Origin of the sequence: Shewanella decolorationis, assembly GCF_004354305.1 — a bacterium.
Classification (GTDB): domain Bacteria; phylum Pseudomonadota; class Gammaproteobacteria; order Enterobacterales; family Shewanellaceae; genus Shewanella; species Shewanella decolorationis.
In genome coordinates, this window is sequence record NZ_CP037898.1 from 99,645 (window position 1) to 123,853 (window position 24,209).

The 24,209-nt window shown below is 47.1% G+C and carries 20 protein-coding genes; 7 read left to right on the forward strand and 13 right to left on the reverse strand.

Annotated elements, in window-relative coordinates; all coding sequences use genetic code 11:
• Positions 1 to 101 precede the first annotated feature (101 nt).
• The gene (topA, locus tag EYR25_RS00480) at positions 102 to 2,738 is read left to right on the forward strand and encodes a type I DNA topoisomerase (RefSeq protein WP_039978511.1); all 2,637 of its coding nucleotides are present in this window, start codon (positions 102 to 104) and stop codon (positions 2,736 to 2,738) included.
• 436 nt (positions 2,739 to 3,174) lie between these two features.
• Here topA and zomB read toward each other — a convergent pair whose 3' ends face one another.
• Complete coding sequence (gene zomB, locus EYR25_RS00485) at positions 3,175 to 3,954, reverse strand: flagellar motor control protein ZomB (RefSeq protein ID WP_023267901.1); 780 nt, start codon at positions 3,952 to 3,954, stop codon at positions 3,175 to 3,177.
• Between the two features lie 227 nt (positions 3,955 to 4,181).
• Here zomB and cysB point away from each other — a divergent pair, with 227 nt between their 5' ends.
• On the forward strand, positions 4,182 to 5,156 hold the full coding sequence (gene cysB, locus EYR25_RS00490) for an HTH-type transcriptional regulator CysB (protein WP_023267902.1): 975 nt from the start codon (positions 4,182 to 4,184) through the stop codon (positions 5,154 to 5,156).
• Positions 5,157 to 5,233: 77 nt separating this feature from the next.
• Here the strand turns inward: cysB and EYR25_RS00495 are convergent, their stop codons facing one another.
• The 4 genes from EYR25_RS00495 to ppsR all read right to left on the reverse strand — a co-directional run bounded on the left by EYR25_RS00495 (position 5,234) and on the right by ppsR (position 8,758).
• Positions 5,234 to 5,896 carry a response regulator transcription factor gene (locus tag EYR25_RS00495; RefSeq protein WP_023267903.1) on the reverse strand — a complete coding sequence of 221 codons (663 nt, stop codon included), beginning with the start codon at positions 5,894 to 5,896 and terminating at the stop codon, positions 5,234 to 5,236.
• A 221-nt stretch (positions 5,897 to 6,117) separates the two neighbouring features.
• Positions 6,118 to 6,549: an acyl-CoA thioesterase gene (locus EYR25_RS00500; RefSeq protein WP_133178158.1), complete on the reverse strand. Its 432-nt coding sequence runs from the start codon at positions 6,547 to 6,549 to the stop codon at positions 6,118 to 6,120.
• Between the two features lie 150 nt (positions 6,550 to 6,699).
• Positions 6,700 to 7,764: a 3-deoxy-7-phosphoheptulonate synthase gene (locus tag EYR25_RS00505; protein ID WP_023267904.1), complete on the reverse strand. Its 1,065-nt coding sequence runs from the start codon at positions 7,762 to 7,764 to the stop codon at positions 6,700 to 6,702.
• A 181-nt stretch (positions 7,765 to 7,945) separates the two neighbouring features.
• On the reverse strand, positions 7,946 to 8,758 hold the full coding sequence (gene ppsR, locus EYR25_RS00510; protein WP_023267905.1) for a posphoenolpyruvate synthetase regulatory kinase/phosphorylase PpsR: 813 nt from the start codon (positions 8,756 to 8,758) through the stop codon (positions 7,946 to 7,948).
• A 124-nt stretch (positions 8,759 to 8,882) separates the two neighbouring features.
• Between ppsR and ppsA the strand changes: the two genes are divergently transcribed.
• The 4 genes from ppsA to EYR25_RS00530 all read left to right on the forward strand — a co-directional run bounded on the left by ppsA (position 8,883) and on the right by EYR25_RS00530 (position 15,497).
• Complete coding sequence (gene ppsA / locus EYR25_RS00515) at positions 8,883 to 11,252, forward strand: phosphoenolpyruvate synthase (RefSeq protein ID WP_133178159.1); 2,370 nt, start codon at positions 8,883 to 8,885, stop codon at positions 11,250 to 11,252.
• Between the two features lie 99 nt (positions 11,253 to 11,351).
• Positions 11,352 to 14,393: a D-2-hydroxyglutarate dehydrogenase YdiJ gene (gene ydiJ, locus EYR25_RS00520; RefSeq protein ID WP_133178160.1), complete on the forward strand. Its 3,042-nt coding sequence runs from the start codon at positions 11,352 to 11,354 to the stop codon at positions 14,391 to 14,393.
• A gap of 54 nt (positions 14,394 to 14,447) precedes the next feature.
• Positions 14,448 to 14,939, forward strand: coding sequence for a DUF1285 domain-containing protein (locus EYR25_RS00525; RefSeq protein WP_133178161.1), 492 nt, complete (start codon positions 14,448 to 14,450; stop codon positions 14,937 to 14,939).
• 138 nt (positions 14,940 to 15,077) lie between these two features.
• Positions 15,078 to 15,497, forward strand: coding sequence for a MarR family winged helix-turn-helix transcriptional regulator (locus EYR25_RS00530; RefSeq protein WP_023265487.1), 420 nt, complete (start codon positions 15,078 to 15,080; stop codon positions 15,495 to 15,497).
• 23 nt (positions 15,498 to 15,520) lie between these two features.
• Here the strand turns inward: EYR25_RS00530 and EYR25_RS00535 are convergent, their stop codons facing one another.
• Entirely contained in the window at positions 15,521 to 15,868 is a 348-nt protein-coding gene (locus tag EYR25_RS00535) for a hypothetical protein (protein ID WP_023265486.1), read from the reverse strand.
• Between the two features lie 193 nt (positions 15,869 to 16,061).
• Entirely contained in the window at positions 16,062 to 17,096 is a 1,035-nt protein-coding gene (locus EYR25_RS00540; protein ID WP_133178162.1) for a Glu/Leu/Phe/Val dehydrogenase dimerization domain-containing protein, read from the reverse strand.
• Positions 17,097 to 17,375: 279 nt separating this feature from the next.
• On the opposite strand from EYR25_RS00540, the gene EYR25_RS00545 reads away from it, so the two are divergent.
• Positions 17,376 to 17,834, forward strand: coding sequence for a DUF4826 family protein (locus EYR25_RS00545; RefSeq protein ID WP_133178163.1), 459 nt, complete (start codon positions 17,376 to 17,378; stop codon positions 17,832 to 17,834).
• 97 nt (positions 17,835 to 17,931) lie between these two features.
• On the opposite strand, the gene EYR25_RS00550 is transcribed toward EYR25_RS00545, so the two are convergent.
• The 6 genes from EYR25_RS00550 to EYR25_RS00575 all read right to left on the reverse strand — a co-directional run bounded on the left by EYR25_RS00550 (position 17,932) and on the right by EYR25_RS00575 (position 23,916).
• On the reverse strand, positions 17,932 to 19,071 hold the full coding sequence (locus EYR25_RS00550) for a ribosomal protein uL16 3-hydroxylase (protein ID WP_133178164.1): 1,140 nt from the start codon (positions 19,069 to 19,071) through the stop codon (positions 17,932 to 17,934).
• Positions 19,072 to 19,197: 126 nt separating this feature from the next.
• Positions 19,198 to 20,568, reverse strand: a complete 1,371-nt coding sequence (gene purB / locus EYR25_RS00555) for an adenylosuccinate lyase (protein WP_133178165.1) — start codon at positions 20,566 to 20,568, stop codon at positions 19,198 to 19,200.
• A 29-nt stretch (positions 20,569 to 20,597) separates the two neighbouring features.
• Complete coding sequence (hflD, locus tag EYR25_RS00560) at positions 20,598 to 21,215, reverse strand: high frequency lysogenization protein HflD (protein ID WP_039977067.1); 618 nt, start codon at positions 21,213 to 21,215, stop codon at positions 20,598 to 20,600.
• A 3-nt stretch (positions 21,216 to 21,218) separates the two neighbouring features.
• On the reverse strand, positions 21,219 to 22,337 hold the full coding sequence (gene mnmA / locus EYR25_RS00565; protein WP_133178166.1) for a tRNA 2-thiouridine(34) synthase MnmA: 1,119 nt from the start codon (positions 22,335 to 22,337) through the stop codon (positions 21,219 to 21,221).
• 220 nt (positions 22,338 to 22,557) lie between these two features.
• Positions 22,558 to 23,049, reverse strand: a complete 492-nt coding sequence (locus EYR25_RS00570; protein WP_039977063.1) for an NUDIX hydrolase — start codon at positions 23,047 to 23,049, stop codon at positions 22,558 to 22,560.
• Positions 23,050 to 23,118: 69 nt separating this feature from the next.
• On the reverse strand, positions 23,119 to 23,916 hold the full coding sequence (locus EYR25_RS00575; RefSeq protein WP_165953444.1) for an rRNA large subunit pseudouridine synthase E: 798 nt from the start codon (positions 23,914 to 23,916) through the stop codon (positions 23,119 to 23,121).
• Positions 23,917 to 24,209: the final 293 nt, after the last annotated feature.

The window sequence follows — 24,209 nt, forward strand, 5'->3', positions numbered from 1 at the left end:
TGGTACATATAAAAGAGGGATTAGCTTGAAACTCTCCATGCAACCCTCTATATATGGAGCCAATTTCCACCTTCTTGAGATTTTTTGGCGCAAATCAAACTATGGGTAAATCGCTAGTTATTGTCGAATCACCGGCCAAAGCTAAGACTATTAATAAATATCTTGGCAAAGAATTCATCGTTAAATCGAGCGTAGGTCATATTCGTGATCTGCCTACATCTTCTGTATCTGATGGCTCAGAAAAGGTTAAATCTGCCGCAGAAGTGAAGAAGATGTCGCCAGAAGAAAAGGCGCGATACAAAAAGGTGAAAGAACATCAAGCGCTGGTATCGCGTATGGGCGTTAACCCTGAAAAGGGCTGGGCGGCTAAATATCAGATCCTACCGGGTAAAGAGAAAGTCGTTAAAGAGCTGCAAGCCTTAGCCGATTCTGCTGACCAAATCTATCTCGCAACGGACTTAGACCGTGAAGGGGAAGCCATCGCCTGGCATTTGCAAGAGGTGATTGGTGGCGATCCTTCACGGTATCAACGTGTTGTGTTTAACGAGATCACCAAATCTGCGATTCAAGAAGCCTTTAGTAAACCTTCTGCTCTTGATACCAATATGGTCAATGCCCAGCAGGCGCGGCGATTTTTAGACCGTGTCGTCGGCTTTATGGTGTCGCCTCTGTTGTGGAAAAAGGTTGCCCGAGGTTTATCAGCCGGACGAGTTCAATCCGTGGCAGTGCGCCTCGTGGTGGAACGTGAAAGTGAAATCAAAGCCTTCGTACCCGAAGAGTTTTGGGATGTGCATGCACAGCTTAATACGCCTGCGAGCGAAGCGCTGCGCATGGAAGTGGTTAAGTACTTAGACTCAGCCTTTGAGCCAACAAACGAGCAGCAAGCGTTAGCCGCCGTCCAAGCTTTATCTTCAGCCAGCTTTAAAGTGATCGCTCGTGAAGATAAAGCGACCCAGAGTAAACCTTCGGCTCCTTTTATTACCTCGACTCTGCAACAAGCGGCCAGTACTCGTTTAGGCTTTGGGGTGAAGAAAACCATGATGATGGCGCAGCGCTTGTACGAAGCGGGTCACATCACTTATATGCGTACCGATTCGACAAACTTAAGCCAAGAAGCCTTAGACAGCGTGCGTGAGATGATCGGCAAGGAATACGGCGCCAAGTATTTACCTGCCGAACCTATTCGCTACGGCTCTAAGGAGGGCGCACAAGAGGCGCACGAAGCGATTCGTCCTTCAAACGTGCACGTAGAAGCGGCGGCATTAACCGATATGGAGCGTGATGCACAGCGCCTTTACGAGTTAATTTGGCGTCAGTTTGTCTCCTGTCAGATGACACCTGCCCAATACGATGCGACTAAACTCACGGTGAAGGCGGGGGACTACGAGCTGAAAGCAACAGGGCGTATCCTGCGCTTTGACGGTTGGACCCGTGTGCAAACCGCATTGAAAAAGAAAAATGAAGAAGACAATACCTTGCCTTCGGTGAACGAAGGGGATGTACTGTCTCTAGTCGAATTAGAACCTAAGCAACACTTTACCAAGCCGCCTGCCAGATACAGCGAAGCCTCATTGGTAAAAGAATTAGAGAAGCGTGGTATTGGTCGTCCTTCAACCTACGCCACTATTATTTCGACGATTCAAGAACGGGGTTATGTCAAAGTTGAAAACCGCCGTTTCTACGCTGAGAAAATGGGCGAGATTGTCAGTGAGCGTTTAGTCGGAAGTTTTGCCGAGCTGATGAGCTACGACTTTACCGCTAGCATGGAACAGACCCTCGACGATGTTGCCAGCGGAGAGCTGGATTGGAAAAAAGTCCTCGATGGTTTCTATGCCGACTTCACTAAACAACTCGAGAAGGCGGAATTGTCACCAGAAGAAGGCGGTATGCGCCTTAATCAAATGGTGATGACCAATATTAAATGTCCGACTTGCGGTCGCCAAATGGGGATCCGAACCGGTACAACTGGTGTATTCCTTGGTTGTTCGGGTTACGAGTTGCCACCAAAAGAGCGCTGCAAAACCACCATGAACCTAACGCCTGGCATTGAAGCGATTAGCGACAGTGAAGACGCCGAAACTGATGCGCTACGTGCCAAACATCGCTGCGGTATTTGTGGTACGGCGATGGACAGCTACCTAATCGACGAAAAGCGCAAACTGCATGTTTGCGGTAATAACCCCATCTGTGAGGGTTACGAGGTCGAAGAAGGACAATTTAAGATCAAAGGTTACGAAGGTCCACTAATCGAATGTGACCGCTGTGGCCACGATATGGAATTGAAAAACGGTCGTTTTGGTAAGTATTTCGGCTGTACTAACGAGGAATGTAAGAATACTCGTAAGTTACTGAAAAATGGCGAAGCGGCGCCACCAAAAGAAGATCCTATTTATCTGCCAGAGCTGAAATGCAGCAAGTCTGATGCGCATTTTGTGCTGCGTGACGGTGCGGCGGGGATTTTCTTAGCGGCCAGTACTTTCCCTAAATCTCGGGAAACCCGTGCGCCACTCGTTGAAGAGTTAGTGAAATATCGCGAGCTGTTGTGGCCAAAGTATCAGTATCTTGCCGATGCTCCCATCGCCGATGATGAGGGGAATAAAGCCGCGGTCAAGTTTAGCCGTAAGACCAAAGAGCAATATGTGGCGACCGAAGTTGACGGTAAAGCCACGGGTTGGTCGGCCCATTATGTGAATGGTAAATGGGTAACTGAATCGGCGGCGAAGAAGGCTAAGAAATAAGCGCTGTAACTTGGCTGTTTGCAAATGGGCTCGCTGTAAAGTGAGCCCATTTTGTTATCTGGAGTCTTGCAAAACGAGGGATTAGGTGTTGTGATATATTTGTTCGTTTAGGCATGCTTATGCTCACGAAACGCGTAATGTTACTTGGTATTCTACTCACATAACAAGCGATGCATATGGAAAGCAACAAGGGCTTACCAAACTGACTTTGTGACAGTGTTTGACTAGGTTTATGTTTTGCTCTCGTCCGTTTAATCAGAATAACGACACTGCACGACTTCGCTTTTAATAAACACCAGCCCAATTGAATAAAGCCCCAAACTAACAGTAATGGTAATTAAGTGAAATGCGCTATACAGACAAGTTTTAGACACAAAAAAGCCAAATCATTGATTTGGCTTTTAGGTTTATAAATGTCATTTGGTTTAACGATTGATCACCATTTCTTCTTAGGTTGAAATAACATATCAATATCGTCTTCTTCATTCTTGGGTTTAGGTGCACTCGGGGCTGAGAGCTTTTGTGCGCCCATAATTTCATCTAATAATGTTTTTGCCTCATCAACCTTGCGGGCAATAAAAGGATCATTAGGAGTTTGTGCTTTAATGGCATGTAATGTCGCTAATGCTTTAGTGACCATTTGTTTTGAAGATCCGTATTGCTTCATAAAGCTCGCTGCACGGGCACGAGACAGCATTGAGTCAACGTTAATTCTAAGTTGTAAACTATCGATACGATTCTCTTCTTGACCAAATATGGCAGGGTCGACTCTGCCCTTATTATGCTCAGCGCGCAAAATGGCTTTTAATTTTTTTAACGTTTGAACCAGCACTAAAATTTGTTTGTCATTATCAGGCAACCTAAAATTCTCAATAGGAGGCACTTGGGGCGGATTAGCTTGCAATGTGTCAATTTGATTTTTGAGATCGGCGAGTCGGCGTTGATAATCAGCTTGCTGTTGGCTGGTACTCAGTGTTGTAGCTATTTCTAGAGCATCTTGGACGCGGCGGTATAGCACTAACATAATATGTGTGCTGCAAGGTATCATTCCTGTATTGGATAGTACGGTTTCGGTTTCATCCAGAATGGCCCTTTGACGAGCAAACTCTACGCGACGTTCAGCCTCTGCACGTTCTTTTTGTTGCTGAATAACGTTAATTCCGATAACAAGCAGTAAAAGTGCACCGATGAGGATCAGAACCAAGGTGAATGTCATAGCTGTTCCATTATTTATCTAATTAGGGTAATGCTACAATAAATCAATAAACTAGCATAGATATCTTAGCCTAGGTTATCATTTCTGTCGTATGAAACTTAAGACTTGTGCTCTATATTCCTATTTGCTTTAATTTTTACTATATACTATAACGATTGATTATAGCTGAGACTGAGTTGTGCCATTTTCGCCAATCACTTTCAGCCTGTTTGAGACAAGGAAATAAGATGAAACTGCAACAGCTCAGGTATATTGCTGAGGTCGTCAAGCATAACCTTAACGTATCGGCCACCGCGGAAAATTTATATACCTCACAACCTGGGATCAGTAAGCAAGTTCGCATGTTGGAAGATGAGTTGGGTATCCAGATTTTTGGACGCAGTGGTAAGCATTTGACCCATGTGACACCCGCCGGGCAGCAGGTGATTAATATCGCCAACGATATCTTAGGCAAAGTCGAAAGCATAAAAAAAGTTTCCGAAGAATATACTAAGCCCGATCAAGGCGAGTTGAATATCGCCACCACGGATACACAGGCGCGTTATGCGTTACCCCATATTATTCGCCAATTTATCGACCGCTATCCTAAAGTCAACTTACATATGCACCAAGGCACGCCGTCGCAGATCAGTGAGCAAGCGGCTCGCGGTGATGCTGATTTTGCGATTGCGACGGAAGCAATGCATTTGTATTCCGATTTGATCATGTTGCCTTGCTACCATTGGAATCGCTCGGTTGTGGTGCCTAAAGACCATCCGTTAGCAACACGTAGCCATATCAGTATTGAAGATTTAGCTCGTTTCCCATTGGTTACCTATGTGTTTGGTTTTGACCGCGCATCGGAGATTGAAAAAGCATTTAACCGCGCCAACCTCGAGCCGCGGGTGGTCTTTAGTGCAACCAGCGCCGATGTGCTGAAAACCTACGTGCGTTTGGGCTTAGGGGTTGGGGTGATAGCTTCAATGGCGATTGACCCAAATATTGATAAAGATTTAGTCGCCATCGATGCGGGTCATTTATTTGCCCACAGTACGACTAAGATTGGTTTTAGAAAGGGTAGTTTCTTACGTAGTTATATGTATGATTTTATTCAACACTTTGCGCCGCATTTAACCCGTGATGTGGTTGAAAAGGCGGTGGCATTACGTGATCAGCAATTGATTGATGAAATGTTTGCCGATAAAAATCTGCCAATGCGTTGATTCTGAATATATTAAATAAAAAATGCCGCAATAAATGCGGCATTTTTTATGCGAAATTGACAACGGTCATACTCGAATTAGGTTAAATCCACTTTATCCATTTCAAGCTGACCTAAGGCAATTACAGCTTGAGTACGATTGCGTACGCCCAGTTTTCTAAAAATCGCGGTGGCATGGGCTTTGATGGTTGCCTCTGAAACACCTAAGTCATAGGCGATTTGTTTGTTAAGCAAACCTTCGGCAAACATTTGCAATACTTTGTATTGCTGTGGTGTTAGATCCGACAGCTTACTCGCCATCTTATCAGTGCTATCGTCTTCAATCGGGATAATTTCTGCATCTTTTGGCAGCCATATATCGCCAAACAACACGGCGGTTAAGGCTTCTTTCAAGGTTTCCATCGATGCCGATTTAGGTATAAAACCACTGCCACCATAATGGATTGCGCGGCTAATGGTATTGATATCCTCATGGGCTGAAATGACCACCACTGGCAGTTCCGGATAGTGGGAGCGCAGGTGGATAAGCGTCGAATAGCCATGGGAGCCTGGCATTTGCAGATCCAGCAAAACCAAATCGTAACTCACAGTTTGTGAATCTAATACTGACTGCAACGCATCGGCACTGTCGGCCTCATACCATTGGGTGTGCTCAAAGGCGCTACTGAGGGCTTGACGTAGTGCATTTCGAAACAATGGATGGTCATCGGCAATAATTATATTTAAGTTTTCTAGCTTCATGGCTTTGTTGGTTATGTTCGTGGCACGTGAAGATTAAACCCAATGTAACAGAAAAGTAATCGAGGATCCTATTGGTTTATGCAGTAAGATTGACAAAATTTTTATATGTTTCTGGTTGTTATACTTTTGTCTATCAAAAGTGGGCGGAATATTCACATAAAAATAAGCCCCAAAACCAAGGGGTTTAAGGGCTACAGTGCGTTATCTTGGCTGACTAAATCTTATTCAGCGGTCCACACCTGAGTCGGGTGACGTTGTTCGTCAACCGCAACAAAGGTGAATACGCCGCGGATCGCATGCTCGCGATGATCTTGATACATGTCTTCGACGAAAATATTCACTTCCACCTTTAATGAGGTATTACCTACATGGATCACGCGGGCGATGAGTTCGGCTAAGGTGCCGGCTGGAATAGGTTTTTTAAAGTCGATTCTATCGGAGCTGACGGTCACTAAGGTTTTACGGCAAAAGCGAGTCGCGGCAATAAAGGCGGTTTCATCCATCCACGCTAACGCTTCGCCACCGAATAAGGTGTTGTGGTGATTGGTGATAGACGGGAATACCGCCTTGATCACCCGCGCTTCGGATTGATTGATCCGCTGTTCGATGGCGTCAGAAAAGGCAGGGCGGCTAGAGTCAAGTGAATGTGGCATACGGCAACCTGAGGTTATGCATTTTTAAAGAGGCGCAATTATAGTGAGTTTTCAATTTGAATGGTAGAAAACGCCTATATCCTTAGGTATTAAGGTAAAACGAAAAGAAAAAAGGCTTCCACTGGAAGCCTTTTGCCGTGGGTCATCGACTTATTTGCCGAGAAGTTCACGTCTATCGCGGGAGGCTTTGGCCAGATCGCGCAGTAATTTCTCCGAGTCATCCCAATGTAGGCAAGCATCTGTGATGCTTTGGCCGTAGCATAAAGGTTGACCTTCAACCACCTTTTGATTGCCTTCCTGTAAGAAACTTTCGGCCATCACCCCGGCAATCGCCGTGCTGCCCGCGCGCATTTGCGCCATGATATTGTCGGCAACGACTAACTGCTTCAAGTGATTCTTTTCGCTATTGCCATGGCTAAAATCAACCACCATTCGCGGTGTTACATCGACAGACTCAAGTTTTAATCTAGCTTCTTCAATGTCTTGCTCAAAGTAATTTGGCTTTTTACCGCCACGTAAAATGATATGTCCGAAAGGATTACCATGGGTGCGATAGACAGACATGGCGCCATCTTTATCCGGTGAATAGAAGATATGTGGCACTTTTGCTGCGCGCACCGCATCGACGGCGATATTAATATTGCCATCGGTACCGTTTTTAAAGCCCACGGGGCAGGAGAGCGCCGAAGCCATTTCACGGTGGACTTGGCTTTCGGTAGTGCGGGCACCTATAGCGCCCCAAGTGATTAAGTCGGCAATATATTGACCGTTCACCATATCCAAAAATTCGGTGGCAATGGGTAATTTCAACTCTGTAATTTGCTGCAATAATTCGCGGGCAATACGTAATCCTTTATTTGGCTCGAAGCTGCCGTCCAAATCAGGATCGGAGATTAACCCCTTCCAACCAACGATAGTGCGTGGCTTTTCAAAATACACACGCATTAAAATGCAGAGATCGTCTTTTAACTCTTGGTGCAATACGGCTAAACGGCGAGCGTAGTCGAGGGCGGCTTGCGTATCGTGGATAGAACAAGGACCAATAATTACCAGCAGGCGTTGGTCTTCGCCCATAATGATGGCTTCAACTTCACGACGTTGCTGAACGAGGTAATCGGCTGCATCTTGGGTTAACGGGTACTCAGATGCCAGTTGTGCAGGTGAGATGACTTTAGCTAATAAGGAAGTACGTAATTCGTCTGTTTTAATGGTCATTCAAAATACCGAGCTTGCGTGCGGCGCTTTTCGCCAGATTGCCTCGGATTATAACGAATCGAACAGCATTGCACAGTGCCAATTGTGTTAATTGTCGGCAACTGTGCAATGAATTTGATTTAAGTTAGACCTATTTAGCCTAAATCGAGGGACTCGATTGCCTCGTTCGAAATCATCAAGATTAGAACATATGACGTTCTAAGCCTGTCACGTCCAAAATCTTAGTGGCGATTTCTTCGACCGAGTGATTGGTGGTGTCGATATAAGGAATCCGTTCACGTTTAAACATCATCTCGACTTCTTTTACCTCTAAACGACACTGCTTTAAGGACGAGTAGCGGCTGTTTTCCATGCGGCTTTGGCGGATTTCATGTAAGCGCACCGGATCGATGGTTAAGCCGAACAACTTCTTCTTATTGCGCTTTAACGCTTCGGGTAGTTTTAGGTTATCCATATCATCTTCGGTGAACGGATAGTTGGCCGCTTTAATACCAAACTGCATCGATAAATAGAGGCTAGACGGGGTTTTACCGCAGCGAGACACGCCAAGCAGGATCAAATCGGCCTGATCCATATGTTTCATGGTTTGGCCATCATCATTATCCATCGCAAAATTGATAGCATCGATTCGGGCTTCATAGCCATGATTGGCTTTTCCGTGGGTGCGATGTAACACCGGAGAGGCGCTAACGCCTAAATGTTGTTCAAGTGGTGCAACGAAGGTGTTTAAAAAATCGTAATCTATGCCTTCACTCGAATAAATAATGTCTCGAATTTCAGGTTTTACGATCGAATGGAACACTAATGGCCGTTCGCCTGTTGTAATAAAACAATCATTAATTTGCCGTTTAACGTTTTCAGCTTTTGCTAATGTTTCAACAAATGGAATTGTAAGTGACTCAAATTCTAATGGAAATTGCGAGAGAACTGCATGCCCAAAAACCTCAGCTGTGATCGCCGTCCCGTCGGAGATGTAAAATACCTTTGGTGCCATACTGACCTCTTGTAGTAATAAAATTACAAATAAAATTATAGATTTACGCTGCTTCAGCGGGAGTGTAAAATGTCGCTGCCCTCGTGTGAAGGGGCCACTGAAATAAACTTGCGGAGATAGAACTGTGCAGCAATACGTACTCTGGTATCAGGAATTAGGCATGGGTGACGTCAACTTAGTTGGCGGTAAAAATGCTTCTCTTGGCGAGATGATCAGCAATCTAGCTAATGCCGGTGTTCAAGTACCTGGCGGATTTGCGACTACTTCTTATGCGTTCAATGAGTTCCTTGAACAAAGTGGAGTAAACCAGAAGATTTATGACATCCTAGCAACATTGGATGTAGATGATGTCAATGCGCTGGCACAAGTAGGTGCACAGATCAGACAATGGGTTATCGATACCCCGTTCCAACCAGCTCTCGAGCAAGCGATTCGTGAAGCTTACGACAAACTTGCCGCTGAAACGAGCGATGCATCATTCGCAGTGCGTTCTTCTGCTACCGCAGAGGACATGCCAGATGCATCTTTTGCTGGTCAGCAAGAAACCTTCTTAAACGTGAAAGGATTTGACTCAGTACTCGTGGCGATTAAGCACGTGTTCGCGTCACTCTTTAACGACCGTGCAATTTCATACCGTGTTCACCAAGGTTATGAGCACCACGGTGTTGCCCTGTCTGCCGGCGTACAACGCATGGTTCGTTCAGACAAAGCTGCATCAGGCGTGATGTTCACCATGGACACTGAATCAGGCAACAACGATGTAGTGTTTATCACTTCATCTTTCGGTCTGGGTGAAATGGTTGTTCAAGGTGCGGTAAACCCTGACGAATTCTATGTTCACAAACCCATCCTTACTCAAGGCCATAAAGCCGTTGTTCGCCGTAATATCGGTAGCAAGCTCATCCAGATGGTGTATTCCGATGATGCTTCTCACGGCAAACAAGTGAAAATTGAAGACGTAGCTGCTGAAAAACGTCGTCAATTCTCCATCAACGACGCCGAAGTGATGGAATTGGCTAAACAAGCTATGGTTATCGAAAAACACTACGGTCGTCCAATGGACATCGAGTGGGCAAAAGACGGTAACGATGGCAAACTCTATATCGTTCAAGCGCGTCCAGAAACGGTTCGTAGCCGTGAAGACGTACAATTAATTGAACGTTACCACTTAAAGAGCCGTGGCGCGGTGATCTCTGAAGGTCGTGCTATCGGTCATAAAGTGGGTTCAGGTGTGGCTAAGGTATTAACCTCTATCGCGGACATGGATCAAATCCAACCTGGCGATGTGTTAGTAACCGACATGACTGACCCAGATTGGGAACCTATCATGAAGCGCGCTAGCGCCATCGTGACTAACCGTGGCGGCCGTACCTGTCACGCGGCGATTATTGCCCGTGAATTAGGCGTACCTGCGGTAGTAGGTTGTGGTGACGTGACCGACCGTATCAAGAATGGTCAGTTAGTGACTGTTTCTTGCGCCGAAGGAGACACTGGTTACATCTACGAAGGTAAGCAAGAGTTCGAAGTGGTGTCTAACCGCGTTGACGCTCTGCCTGCATTACCGATGAAAATCATGATGAACGTGGGTAACCCAGATCGCGCCTTTGACTTCGCTCGTTTACCAAACGAAGGTGTGGGTCTAGCGCGTTTAGAATTCATCATCAACCGCATGATCGGTATTCACCCGAAAGCGCTGCTTGAATTCAACCAACAAGACGCTGCGCTGCAGGAAGAAATCAACGAGATGATCGCAGGTTACGACTCTCCAGTTGAGTTCTATATTGCCCGTTTAGTCGAAGGTATCGCCTCAATCGGTTCTGCCTTCTATCCGAAGAAAGTTATCGTGCGTATGTCAGACTTCAAGTCTAACGAATACGCGAACTTAGTCGGTGGTGACCGTTACGAGCCAGAGGAAGAAAACCCAATGCTCGGCTTCCGTGGTGCAAGCCGTTATATCTCTGAATCATTCCGCGATTGTTTCGCGTTAGAATGTGAAGCGATTAAGCGCGTGCGTAACGAAATGGGTCTGAAAAACGTTGAAGTGATGATCCCATTCGTCCGTACCGTGAAAGAAGCCGAGCAAGTGATTGAACTGCTGAAAGAGCAGGGCTTAGAGCGTGGTAAAGATGGTCTACGCGTCATCATGATGTGTGAAGTACCGTCAAACGCGCTGTTAGCGGACCAATTCCTTGAGCACTTCGATGGTTTCTCTATCGGCTCAAACGACTTAACTCAGCTATCACTCGGCCTTGACCGTGACTCAGGCATCATCAGCCACCTGTTCGATGAGCGTAACGAAGCCGTTAAGATCCTGCTGTCTATGGCCATTAAAGCGGCTAAGTCGAAGGGCGCTTACATCGGTATCTGTGGTCAAGGACCTTCAGATCACGCCGATTTTGCCGCCTGGTTAGTTGAACAAGGCATCGATACCGTATCGTTAAACCCTGATACAGTGATTGATACTTGGTTATATTTAGCCGAAGCGCACGCTTGATCTCGGTTGTAATTTTATAAAGGTGTTAAAAAAGCCGCTTTTTAGCGGCTTTTTTTTGTTTATAATGGGCCGCATAACAATAATTGACTGAAGCCGCTCATGTTACCTCTGTTATCACACCAACAAACCTTAGAACCTGTGTATCTGGCTTATCTTGATGCTTTAGAACAAAGCGCCTACGCCGGTGATATCGATAAACGCTACAGTGCGCGCCTCGTGCAAGCTACGGATAACTCCGTCTATCAATTTTTGCCCCAGGCTGTGCTTTATCCTAAGCATCAAAAAGATATTCAAATTGCCTTGTCGCTGGCGGCAAAAGCAGAATTTGTCGGTGTGACTTTTAGTGCCAGAGGCGGCGGTACGGGCACCAATGGCCAATCGCTGACCCACGGCTTGATCCTCGATGTGTCTCGCTACATGAATCGCGTATTGGAAGTGAATCCTGAGCAGGGTTGGGTACGCGTCGAGGCGGGTGTAGTCAAAGATGCGCTAAACGATGCGCTGCGTCCCCACGGTTATTTCTTCAGTCCCGATCTGTCAACCTCAAACCGTGCCACTATCGGCGGTATGATTAATACCGATGCCTCGGGCGCGGGATCCTTAGTTTACGGTAAAACCTCTGATCACGTGCTGGCGCTACGGAGCATATTGATTGATGGCAGTGTGTTTGACACGCGTCCCCTTGACGCGGGTCTGTTATGTAACCCCGATAACGTGAGCGATAATCCGCTCGGGCAAAAACTGATTTCGGCGATTGCCGAAGTGTGCCGCGAGAAGCGTGCGCTGATCGAACAACAATTCCCTAAGCTCAATCGTTTCTTAACCGGATATGACTTAAAGAATGTCTGGAACAACGGCTTAACCCAGTTCGACCTGTCGCGTATTTTAACGGGTTCAGAAGGCACGCTGGCGGTGATCACCGAGGCGAAACTCAATATTACACCACTGCCGAGTGAGCGGGCGATGGTGAACATTAAGTATGATTCCTTCCAGTCTGCACTGCGCCATGCGCCTTCCTTAGTGGCGGCGCGGGCCACTGTGGTCGAAACCGTGGACTCAAAAGTGCTTAACCTTGCCCGTGAGGACATTGTTTGGCATTCGGTATCAGACCTTATTCAAGAAGTGCCGGGCAAAGTGATCGATGGCCTCAATATGGTGGAGTTTGCGGGCGACGCCGCTGAGGTGAGCGAAAAGCTTGCGGCACTCGAAGCCGTGCTGACCGAACAAATCAGCCGTGGTGAGTGTGGTGTGGTCGGTTATCAAGTCACTCAAGATAAGGCCAGCATTGAGAAAATCTACGGCATGCGTAAAAAAGCCGTGGGTCTACTCGGTGCTACCAAGGGACGTCGCAAACCCATTGCGTTTGCCGAAGATACCGCGGTGCCGCCCGAAATGCTCGCCGATTATATTATGGAGTTCCGTGCGCTACTCGATAGTCACAATTTGCAATACGGCATGTTTGGTCATGTGGATGCGGGTGTGTTACACGTGCGGCCCGCGCTGGATATGTGCGATGTCGAAGATGAAAAGCTGCTGAGGGTGATTTCTGATCAAGTCGCGGCGCTGACACTCAAATATGGCGGCCTGATGTGGGGCGAGCACGGTAAGGGCGTGCGCGGCGAATATGGTCCATCGGTATTTGGTGACGAGCTTTATGGTGTACTGCAAGACATTAAAGGCCTATTTGACCCTGATAATCGACTCAACCCAGGTAAGTTAGTGGCGCCCAAGCAAGCCGGTGGCCTGTGTTTTGATGTGGACAGTACCAAGCGCGGCAAGTTTGACCGGCAAATTCCGGTCGAAGTGCGCGATGCCTATCCCGATGTGATGAACTGTAACGGTAATGGCCTGTGCTTTAACTACAGCAGTTTCTCACCAATGTGTCCGTCATTTAAAGTGACTGGGGACAGAGTTCAGTCGCCCAAAGGTCGCGCGGGCTTAATGCGTGAGTGGCTGCGTTTACTTGAATCCGAAGGCGTCGATGTCAATGCGTTGGCCAGAGCCAAACCCTTAGGCATTTTGCAGCGCATGCAAAATACCATCAATGCGAAGCGCGATTACGATTATTCCCACGAAGTGATGGAGTCGCTGAAGGGATGTTTGGCCTGTAAAGCTTGCTCGAGCCAATGTCCTGTGAAAGTGGATGTGCCTAAATTTAGGGCGCAGTTCTTTAATATTTACTATCAACGTTACCTGCGTCCGGCTAAAGATTATCTGGTGGCGGGTATCGAGGACAGTTTGCCTATTATGGCGGCGGCGCCAAGGTTGACCAATTTTGCCTCGCAGAATCCGCTCAGCCAATGGGTGATCAAAAAAGCTATCGGCTATGTGGATGCGCCAGCGCTGTCGGTACCGACATTAAAACAACGGCTCGATGGTCATGCGAGCCGTGGTTATGATCTGGCGGCATTACAGGCCATTCCCGCTGATGAGCGCGCAAAATTTGTGTTAGTGGTGCAAGATCCCTTTAACAGTTTCTATGACGCAGGCTTGGTGTATCGTTTTATCCAACTGATTGAAACATTAGGATTAAAGCCCGTTTTATTACCCTTTAAACCCAATGGTAAACCCACTCATATCAAGGGCTTCTTGGATAAATTTGCTAAAACGGCGCAGTCGAGTGCAGATTTCTTAAACCAAGTGCATAAGTTAGGCATGCCTATGGTGGGCATCGATCCCGCTTTAGTGCTCTGTTATCGCGATGAATATAAAGAAATCTTAGGGGCGAATCGCGGTGCGTTTGAGGTGAAACTGGCTAATGAATGGCTCCTTGGCATTCTGCAGGATATTCCAGCTAAAGCCATGCAAGATAAACAATTTACTTGGTTTAGCCATTGCACCGAGTCTACGGCCAAGCCGAATACTGCCAATGAGTGGAGCAAAATCTTCACTCACTTTGGTGCTAAATTGACGGCGGTGAATCTGGGTTGTTGCGGCATGGCGGGTACCTACGGCCATGAGGCTGAGAATCTTGAGCGTTCTAAGACCTTGTTTGATATGTCGTGGAAAGACACATTAAGCAAGATAGACGCGTCGCAGGTGTTAGTCTCGGGCTATTCATGTCGCAGCCAAGTGAAACGTTTCGCCGGTTACAAGCCAAAACATCCATTAGAGGCTTTATTGGAGCTTGTTAAGGCTTAAGGCAATGCCACACTAAACCAGTCGTCAGGCTGGTTTTTTTATTGAGGGGACGCTATGGAAAAACACACGGACAATGTTATCGACACACTACAGGAATTCACCAGCAAGACAACGCCGGATGATGTTGTCACACAACCAACGGCACTGTGTAGTGAAGTTGCGCTATTTCGTATCCAGCTTTCCGGTGACTGGTTATATCAGAACAGCCCATTACCGACTAAGTTTGCCAAGTTATTTGCCAGTATTTTACATGGCATCGATGGCGAGCATTTTCTGATCACGCCAGTCGAAAAGGTTCGAGTTGAGGTGGAGGATGCGCCATTAGTGATTGTCGATTACGTGAAAAATGACACAGCACCTAGTTTGATGCTCAAAAGCAGTATCGGCACTGAACATTGGATTGCGGATCTCAAGCGACTAAAACTCACCGACTTTGGGATTTATCTGCCGCTAGAGCGTGGCCTATGGGGAAAATTAAGCCGCGCTTGTTACTATAATTTTGTGAATGAATTCAATTTATCCGACGACCAAGCTTCGGATGCATAAAGATTTTGATTGCAATTACTTGGATATGCTGACTAGTTTATTACAGGTTAAGTGGTAGTATTAAAACTGACTTCGGCGAATATCCTTTTGCTTGTGGTCTGTGTTGATGGGTCTAAATGGTGTTTTCGGAGGTGCTGTTTGAACCGCTATGAAAGCTTAGGCTATCTTGTTTCCCACTTGAATATTGAGCTGCAAAATGAGCTCGATATACAGCTGAAACGCTATCAGCTCGACATAAAGTTGTGGCCAGTGTTGTTTGCGCTTTGGCAGGAGGAGGGGATCACTCAGACCGAGCTGTCTAAGCGTTGCGATGTGGCCAACTATACCATGACCCGTCTGCTCGATCAGTTGCAGGTTCAGGGATTGATCACCCGTCACCAAGAGCTCGATAACCGCCGAGCTTTCCAGATTTTCCTCACCGATGAGGCCAAGGCGCTGGAGCAGGATTTGATCCGTGAGGCTGAGCGCGTCAACGAAAAGTTTTTGGCTAATCTGAGTGACGAAGAACGCACTCATTTCATCAAGTTATTGAATAAAATCAATAAATTTATTAAATAGTTCAGTCGTTTTTTCAGTATGGTTTAGAGTGGTAATAGCATAAAAAGTAGTACCAAGCTTGAACCAAGCAGCAACCCTTGTTGCAACAAACGTTGACGTTGAAGAAGGTTTTTCTTGCCTTGTTTTAAGCTAGTAACGAGTTGATTACGCTTGTAAATTCTGCAGGTTAATTCGTTTGTAAGAGGATCAATAAATAACTTGAATAGGCATAATCCACCGTCTTTAAGTTTTACTTGATGCTCGCTTTGGTGTCCAAAATTAAGTTTGCGTGACACTATTTCGCCGTTGATATAGACACGCTCTAAACCAGACCAATCACTGGCCTGCAATTCAATAGAGTCTCTTCCCAGTTCATACTTGAAACTGACCATAGTGGTGCCTTTCTGTGAGTGACTTCCAATTAATTCAAGCAGAGGCACATAGGCTTTTCCACTACAGAAAAGTGAATTTTACGTGGCGTTTCGATATCTGATTGGTATTGAGGGAAATTATTTTTTAGGAGCTTTGTGGAAAGGACAATAAAGAAAAAGGCGGACAACTGGCTGTTGTCCGCCGAAAGCAGTGTTAAGCTTTTGCCGCTTGATAAATGGCACGGGCCATTTCGTCAGCAACCGCCGCAGTGGTGCGGTTTTCAGCATCGGCTTTAGTGAAAATCTTCAGCAAAGTGTTGTAGATTTCTCTGACCTTAGCTTCTGATTTTGCTGCGTCATAGTCTTTTTCAAATGACACGTTGATGATGCCGCCAGCGTTAATTACATAGTCTGGCGCATACAGAATGCCCATTTCTTTTAACTGCTCGCCATGGCGGACTTCGGCTAATTGGTTGTTGGCGCAACCTGCAACAATCTTAGCTTTGAGTTGTGTCAGGGTAACATCGTTCAAAGTGGCGCCTAATGCACATGGTGCATAGACATCAACGTCTTGGGCATAGATATCCTGTGGGGCAACGACAATTGCACCAAATTCGGTAGCCACTTTGTCGAGTGAAGCTTGGTGAATGTCGGTGACGATAAGCTCAGCACCTTCTTCATGTAGGTGTTTACACAGGTAGTAACCCACGTGGCCTACACCTTGAACGGCAATTTTAAGGCCTTTTAAGCTGTCTAAACCGAGTTTGTGTTTAACGGCAGCTTTGATCCCTAAATAGGTTCCTAATGCTGTAAATGGCGATGGATCGCCGCTCTTGCCTTCAAGGCCGGCCATGTATGGGGTTTCTTGATGAGCGATCATGATATCCGCTGTTGTGGTACCTACGTCTTCTGCAGAATAGTAACGTCCACCCAGGCTATTGATAAAACGGCCAAAAGCACGGAAGAGGGCCTCACGGTCAGGGCGCTTAGGATCGGCAATAATCACTGACTTACCACCGCCCATGGTTAAACCTGCGAGGGCATTTTTGTACGTCATACCGCGGGAGAGGCGTAATACGTCTGTCAGGGCTTCATCGTCGGATTGGTAGTTCCACATCCGGCAGCCACCCACAGCAGGACCTAAATTGGTGTTATGGATGGCAACGATGGCTTTTAAGCCACTCTCTTTATCATGACAGAATACGACCTGTTCATGCTCATCAAAGGATACATGATTAAATACAGCCACGTGAAGTTCTCCGCTATACACAATAAAACGTCGATGGAATGACTTCCCATCGACAGCTCGTTATATTTATTGCAGAACCATAGCATTTAGCGATACTCTCAACCATGCATAATGACCGAATAAATAGATTATTTGTGGCAATCTAGCTTTCCACTTTACGTAAACGTAAGGGTTTTAGTGTGAAACCAGTTTTTACTGGGATAATCTCAGACATTAGAATGATTCGCGTGCTGTCCCAAGAATGAGAGCCGCGTAATAACAATAAGATAGGACGGAAGTATGACTGAACAAGCTGTCGATCAGGCTCAACCAACAATCTCTCCAGAAGAAATGGAGAAACTGCGCCAAGAGTGGGTCAGAACTCAATTCCAAAAAGCGAACCGTTTTTTAGCAGAAAAAGGGATTATTCCAAGTAAAGTGTTAGCCGACGAAAGCCGTTATCTGGCGCCTTATTTAGCGATTTGGAAAATGGAATCTAAGCGTCCTTCGGCTAAAACCTATTGGGTCATGTCTGGCGATTTACCGTCGGATTTCGTCGATGTTAAAGTGGCGAAAACGGCGCGTGATGCGATTCGTCACTTCTCTATGATGTGGCAGATGCAGGCCGAAAACCTGATCCGCTCAGGCGCGGTTCAACGCGATGCGACGCAGGCAAAATTTGCGCAATTATTAGTTTCACGTGCTGAGAGCTTGTATCGGATGCACAATGACGAAAAGCTTTGGAATACCAACGCTTAACCTTGTGTTAGCGCAAAAACTATAGGCACTCAGTTGAGTGCCTTTATTGTTTTGGGTGACGCTAATCTGTCGACCTAACGCAATAGTGCGCTAAGGCTTAAGCTTCATCATCACTTAAATAATACAAGCCTTGATTGATAAGCTGGAGCAGCAGCGCTTGCACTTCGGCATGCTCACACAGTGCCATGGCGCTGTCGCAATCAAAGCTAACATGGTCGCTTAACTGGGTTAATATGGCTTCTGGCGTATTGGGCAGCTCATAAATTTCGCCGTTGATGAATAAGCGTGATTGCGTGTCGTTTTCTAAGCGCAGCACTTTTAAGCCACCTATACGATTAACGCCTGCGCCTTGTTCGAAGGCATCCTGCAGATCTTCGGCGTTATAGGCTTCTTCACCCTCGCAGATATCCAGTTCAAAACGGTTTTGACTCAACAGTTTACCCAGCACCACTTGGTAGCTTGTTGGATCTTGGGCGAGCTGGCTTAACAGCGACATGATCCCGAGCTGATGATCTTGACTGATCACGCCAGGATTTGCAGGCTCAGTCGCCGAGGTAAAACGCTGCTGACCTAAGTTATTGTCGAGCAAGTAATCGGCAACTTCGCTGGCGAGCTCCTGTTGGCTCGGCGCGCGGTAACCAATTGAATAGCTTAAGGCCAAAGTTAAGGTCTCACCGCAGTGTGGGTAGCCCGGCGGAATATAAAGCACATCGCCTTTTTCTAATACCACGTCGATAATAGGCTCAAAGTCTTCCACCAGTGGCGAGTTGGGATTACCGCCACGGCGTTGCTGCGGCGTATTAGCACCCACAGTCCAACGACGTTCACCTTCACCTTGGATGATAAACACATCGTAGTTATCAACGTGTGGGCCGACACCGCCGCTTGGGGTGGCAAATGACACCATCAAATCATCGAATCGCCAGTCGGGCAGAAAACGAAACGCTTCCACTAATGGCTGAGAGTCCGGATACCAATGGTTGACGGCTTGCACCAGTAATTGCCAGTGGGTCTCGCCGTAACTGTCGTAATCCTCGAACGGACCTTGGATCACTTCCCAGTTGTCTTTTTGAGTGACCACGATGCGCGAGGTGATTTCTTCTTCACAGGCAAGGCCTGCAAGCTCATCGGCGCTGATCGGATCTTCAAAGTCAGGGAAGGCTTCCTTGATGACTACAGGTTTTTGTTGCCAGTGTTCCTTGAGGAACTGGGCGATATCGAGATTGAGTGTATACATAGTGTCAAAAAAGGCGACTACATCGAATGTAACCGCCTTAATCCTTATTTGTGGCTGATAAACAATATCAGCTCGCGAATGTTTGCTCTTGCTACTTTGTGAGCGAACTCCGCTGAGCTAAAAATATTAGTTAAGCTCGTCGACGAAGGCTTCAGCACGGCCAATGTAGTTGGCTGGCGTCATCTTCTTCAGCTCTGCTTTCACTTCTTCAGGCAGGGCTAAACCGTCGATGAATACTGCTAATTGCTGGGCATCGATACGCTTGCCTCGAGTCAGTTCTTTTAACTTCTCGTAGGGTTTTTCAATACCATAGCGACGCATAACGGTTTGTACTGGCTCGGCTAAGACTTCCCAGTTTTGGTCAAGTTCGGCACGTAAATGATCTTCGTTCACTTGTAACTTGCTGATGCCTTTTAAGGTGGCTTGGTAGGCGATCAGCGAGTGGGCAATACCTACACCTAAGTTACGCAGTACGGTTGAGTCGGTCAGATCACGTTGCCATCTTGATACTGGCAGCTTAGACGCTAAGTGTTGCATCAGAGCGTTAGCAATCCCGAGGTTACCCTCTGAGTTTTCAAAGTCGATTGGGTTGACTTTGTGTGGCATGGTGGATGAACCAATTTCACCAGCAACGGTACGTTGCTTGAAGTGGCCAAGGGCAATGTAACCCCAAACGTCGCGGTCGAAGTCAATCAGAATAGTGTTGAAACGCGCGATAGCATCGAACAGTTCGGCGATGTAATCGTGTGGCTCGATTTGCGTGGTGTAAGCGTTCCAGTGCAGGCCTAAGCTGGTGACAAAACGCTCAGACAGTGCATGCCAGTTGACTTCTGGGTAAGCAGATAAGTGGGCGTTGTAGTTACCCACGGCGCCGTTAATTTTACCCATGACTTCAACAGCTGCGATCTGCTTGATTTGACGCTCTAAACGCACAGCAACGTTGGCCATTTCTTTACCTAAAGTCGAAGGCGAAGCGGGTTGACCGTGGGTGCGTGACATCAATGGCACTGAGCGGTATTCAACGGCCAGTTTTTTGATGGAGCTGAGCAGTTCATTGCAGTATGGCAGAACCACTTGCTCACGGGCTTCGGTCAACATTAAGCCATGGCTTAGGTTGTTGATGTCTTCTGAGGTACAGGCGAAGTGAACAAATTCACCCACAGCGGCGAGTTCGGCGTGGTCTGCGATTTTTTCTTTGATGAAGTATTCAACCGCTTTTACGTCGTGGTTGGTGGTGCTTTCAATGGCTTTCACGCGTAGCGCATCTTGCTCGCTGAAATTGTCTTTAATTGCATCTAACACTGCGATAGCAGACTCGCTCAGTGGTGGCACTTCGGTGATTTCTGGACAATCGGCGAGTAATTTTAACCAGTTGATTTCAACTTGAACACGGTACTTAGTAAGACCGAACTCGCTGAAAATCCCTCGCAATGACGCTGTTTTACTACCGTAACGGCCGTCTACCGGAGAGATAGCAGTTAGTGCGGAAAGATCCATGTGAAGCTCCTTGATGAAAACTTATTTTATTATAGGGTAAGACTTTTCTTGGCTGTGTCTATGATGGCTTTGCGGGCGAAGACTAAGTGTCGACGTTTACCGCCCAGTTGTCGCCATAACACGGCGCTGCGCATGGCTGCGAGCAGCAGGGCGCGAATTTTGTGTTGTACCAGTGGACGTTGCAGGCACAGTGGGTTGCCTGAGATCTGAATCTTAGGTCCAAGATTACTGATAATGTCGCTATAAATGCTTGCCAGATTGGCAATGACTTGCTCGTCGGTGATCGCAAAATGATGTAGCTGGCGATTCACTTGATTGATGCGCTCGGCAAGCATGGCTAACCCGCTGTTCGAACGGGTTAATTTACGTTCAAGCGCCAAAATGCCGACCAGATAGCGAGTGATTTCCACATCCTTTTGACTGCTGTCGCCCAGTTGGTTTAACACCAACTGATAACCTTTGCGCAGGGCGGCCTTATCTTGATAGACATCGGCGGCGCTTTCAGGGTCGGTCACTAAAATAGTGTTTAAACTGGCCGCCAGCTCATCCGTGTCACTCTCACCATGACGGGCTAAATACTGAACTTGCGCAATGGCCTGCAGTATTCCTGCAAAGGCCATAGTGCGATTATGGAGCTGCTCGTTCACGGCTTATCCTCGGATCAGTTGATCGATAATCCCGCCACCTAGGCACACTTCGCCATCGTAGAATACCGCTGATTGGCCAGGGGTCACGGCGGCAACAGGCTGGTCAAACACCACCTTGAGGGTATTGTCATCAAGATAGGTGAGGGTGCAGGGGATATCCTGTTGGCGGTAACGGGTTTTCACCACAATCTGGCTGCCATCCGCCGGACCTTTGCGGTCGACCCAATGCAATTGATTGACGAGCATGCCGTTGGACATCAAACGCGGGTGATGCCCGCCTTGGCCAACAACAAGCACGTTACGTTTGAGATCTTTATCCACTACGTACCAAGGATCGTCATTGCTGTTTTTCATGCCGCCAATGCCTAGACCTTTACGTTGGCCTAAGGTGTGGTACATCAAGCCTTGGTGCTTGCCAATGACTTCGCCTTCAGCGGTTTCGATATTGCCAGGTTGTGCTGGTAAGTAATTACCTAAGAATTCAGTGAATTTACGTTCACCGATAAAGCAAATGCCGGTGCTGTCCTTCTTATCATGGGTAATTAAGCCCATTTTTTTAGCAATTTCACGCACTTCGTGCTTTTCGAGTTCACCAACGGGGAATAGGCTACGCGCCACTTGTTCATGGCTTAAGGTATACAGGAAGTAGCTCTGATCCTTGTTGTTATCGACACCGCGTAGCATTTGCGTGGTGCCATCGGCATTATCGCGGCGGCGCACATAGTGACCCATGGCGATATAGTCGGCATCGAGGATATCGTCGGCAAAGTCTAAAAAGGCTTTAAATTTGATTTCTTTGTTGCACATGATATCGGGGTTAGGGGTACGACCCGCCTTGTATTCGGCGAGGAAATACTCGAACACATTGTCCCAATATTCGGCGGCAAAGTTGACCGTGTGCAGTTTGATCCCAAGCTTGTCGCACACGGCTTGAGCATCCTTTAAATCTTCGGCGGCCGCACAATACTCGTCGTTGTCATCTTCTTCCCAGTTCTTCATGAAAAGGCCTTCAACCTGATAGCCTTGCTGCATAAGCAAATAGGCTGAAACAGATGAATCAACACCGCCGGACATGCCGACAATGACTTTTTTTCCTGTATGAGTGGGTTCGATTGATGTCATAGATCCTAAAAACCATTGAGTATATGTATTGGTTAGCCGTGAGAATGACTCACCTTGGTTGGCCACTCTCACGTTAAAATCTGCGTATTGCTTAGACTGTGTTTGATGGCAGACAAGCGGGCGATTCATCGAGCGAGTGTTTGCTAAAACAGCGCTTAAATGCCGTGTTGAATCGCGAATTTACGCGGGGGCGTATTCTATCACGCCTTGTCGCTTGGGGCTATCTTTGACATCCCGTCAGACGCTGACTATTGAGTAATTCGAGGGAATAGGTTTGCCCCTGTTGCTGCTGATGGCGGTAATCCTTAAGGCAATCGAGCACTAATGGGCTGCGAAGCTGTTGCGTTTTGGCCTCGATTTGCTCAAAGCTCAGCCAATGGGCGGCATCAATATCCGCATCCTGTGGCTGAGGGGGGAGCAGTGCATCGACTTGTACGAAAAAGGTAAAGCGCACAAAAGCGAGTGCTTCACTGGCACTAAACTGATAAATCCCCACTAAACCTTGGGGATCAAGAGTAAGGCCGGTTTCTTCAAGCACTTCACGTTTACAGGCTTGGATCAGACTCTCATTAGCCTCTAAATGTCCGGCGGGCTGGTTAAAGCGCTGCTCGCCATCAATCCACTCTTCCACTAACAGATACTTATCTTCGGTAGGTGCGTGGATAATACAGGCCACAGTCACATTGGGTTTGTATCTGAGTTTTTCTGCCACGCTAATCACCTTTTATCTGTTGGTTGAGCACAATGACATCTTGTTTATTGCATTTGCAGTGTTGTTAAATCATTCAGCCTTTTGGGTCACTTGGATGCATTTATGCTCACCTGTGGCTAAATCATCTAGACTCCATTGACCTATTTTATAACGAATGAGTCTTAAGGTCGGAAAACCAATATGGGCCGTCATCCGCCGAACTTGGCGATTACGCCCTTCATGGATTTGAATTTCCAGCCAAGTGGTAGGTATGTTTTTTCGCTCACGGATCGGCGGATTACGCGGCCACACATTCGGCGTCGCCATGATGCAGACCTTAGCGGGGAGTGTCATACCATCTTTTAATTCAACCCCTTGGCGCAGTTTTGCTAAATCTGCTTCCGTGGGTTCTCCCTCGACTTGCACCCAATAGGTTTTAAAGGTTTTCTTTTTCGGCTCAGTGAGTTTGGCCTGAAGTTGACCATCGTTGGTGAGGAGTAACAGGCCTTCACTATCACGATCTAATCGCCCTGCGGCGTACACACCCGGAATAGGGATGTAATCCTTTAAGGTTTTACGGCCTTGCTCATCGGTAAATTGGCATAGGACATCGAACGGCTTATTAAATAAGACGATCATCGGCTCGCCTTGGGGTTTTGTGCGTGCAGCCGTTGAGCGCTGTTGCGGGCGAGGCTTGGCGCCGCTGCGCTCAGCATTGTTTCGCTTGGCGTTTGCCCCTTGCTGTAAACTTGGCTTGTCATTCTTGGCGAAGGTATGGGGTTTCTTGGCGCTATTGCGGTTATCCGCCGGATTGGTGCGCCCTATAGATGTACGTTTCCCGCTGGCGCGTGGGCTGGATGCGGTTGCTGGCGTGCTGTTTTTGTTCATGCTGTGGCTAATAGTCGCTGTAAGCTGACGACCGAACTTAAAAGTTTGAGGACGTGTATCAATAATCTGTACACAGTGTACTTGGCATTCGCCGTTAGTGGAATTTGAATATTACTGCGAATGCTCTATGATGTCGGCCTGAAAATGTGATCTACGCCTAAATGTTTGTTAGGTATTAATGAGTCGATTTACCCACGTTGGCGAACGCAAAGAGGATGTTGCCGCGGGTTTTGAGGTAGCAGAGGCGTTCACGATTGCCTCGATAGAGAATTCCGCCGTGCCAATGTTTGTTC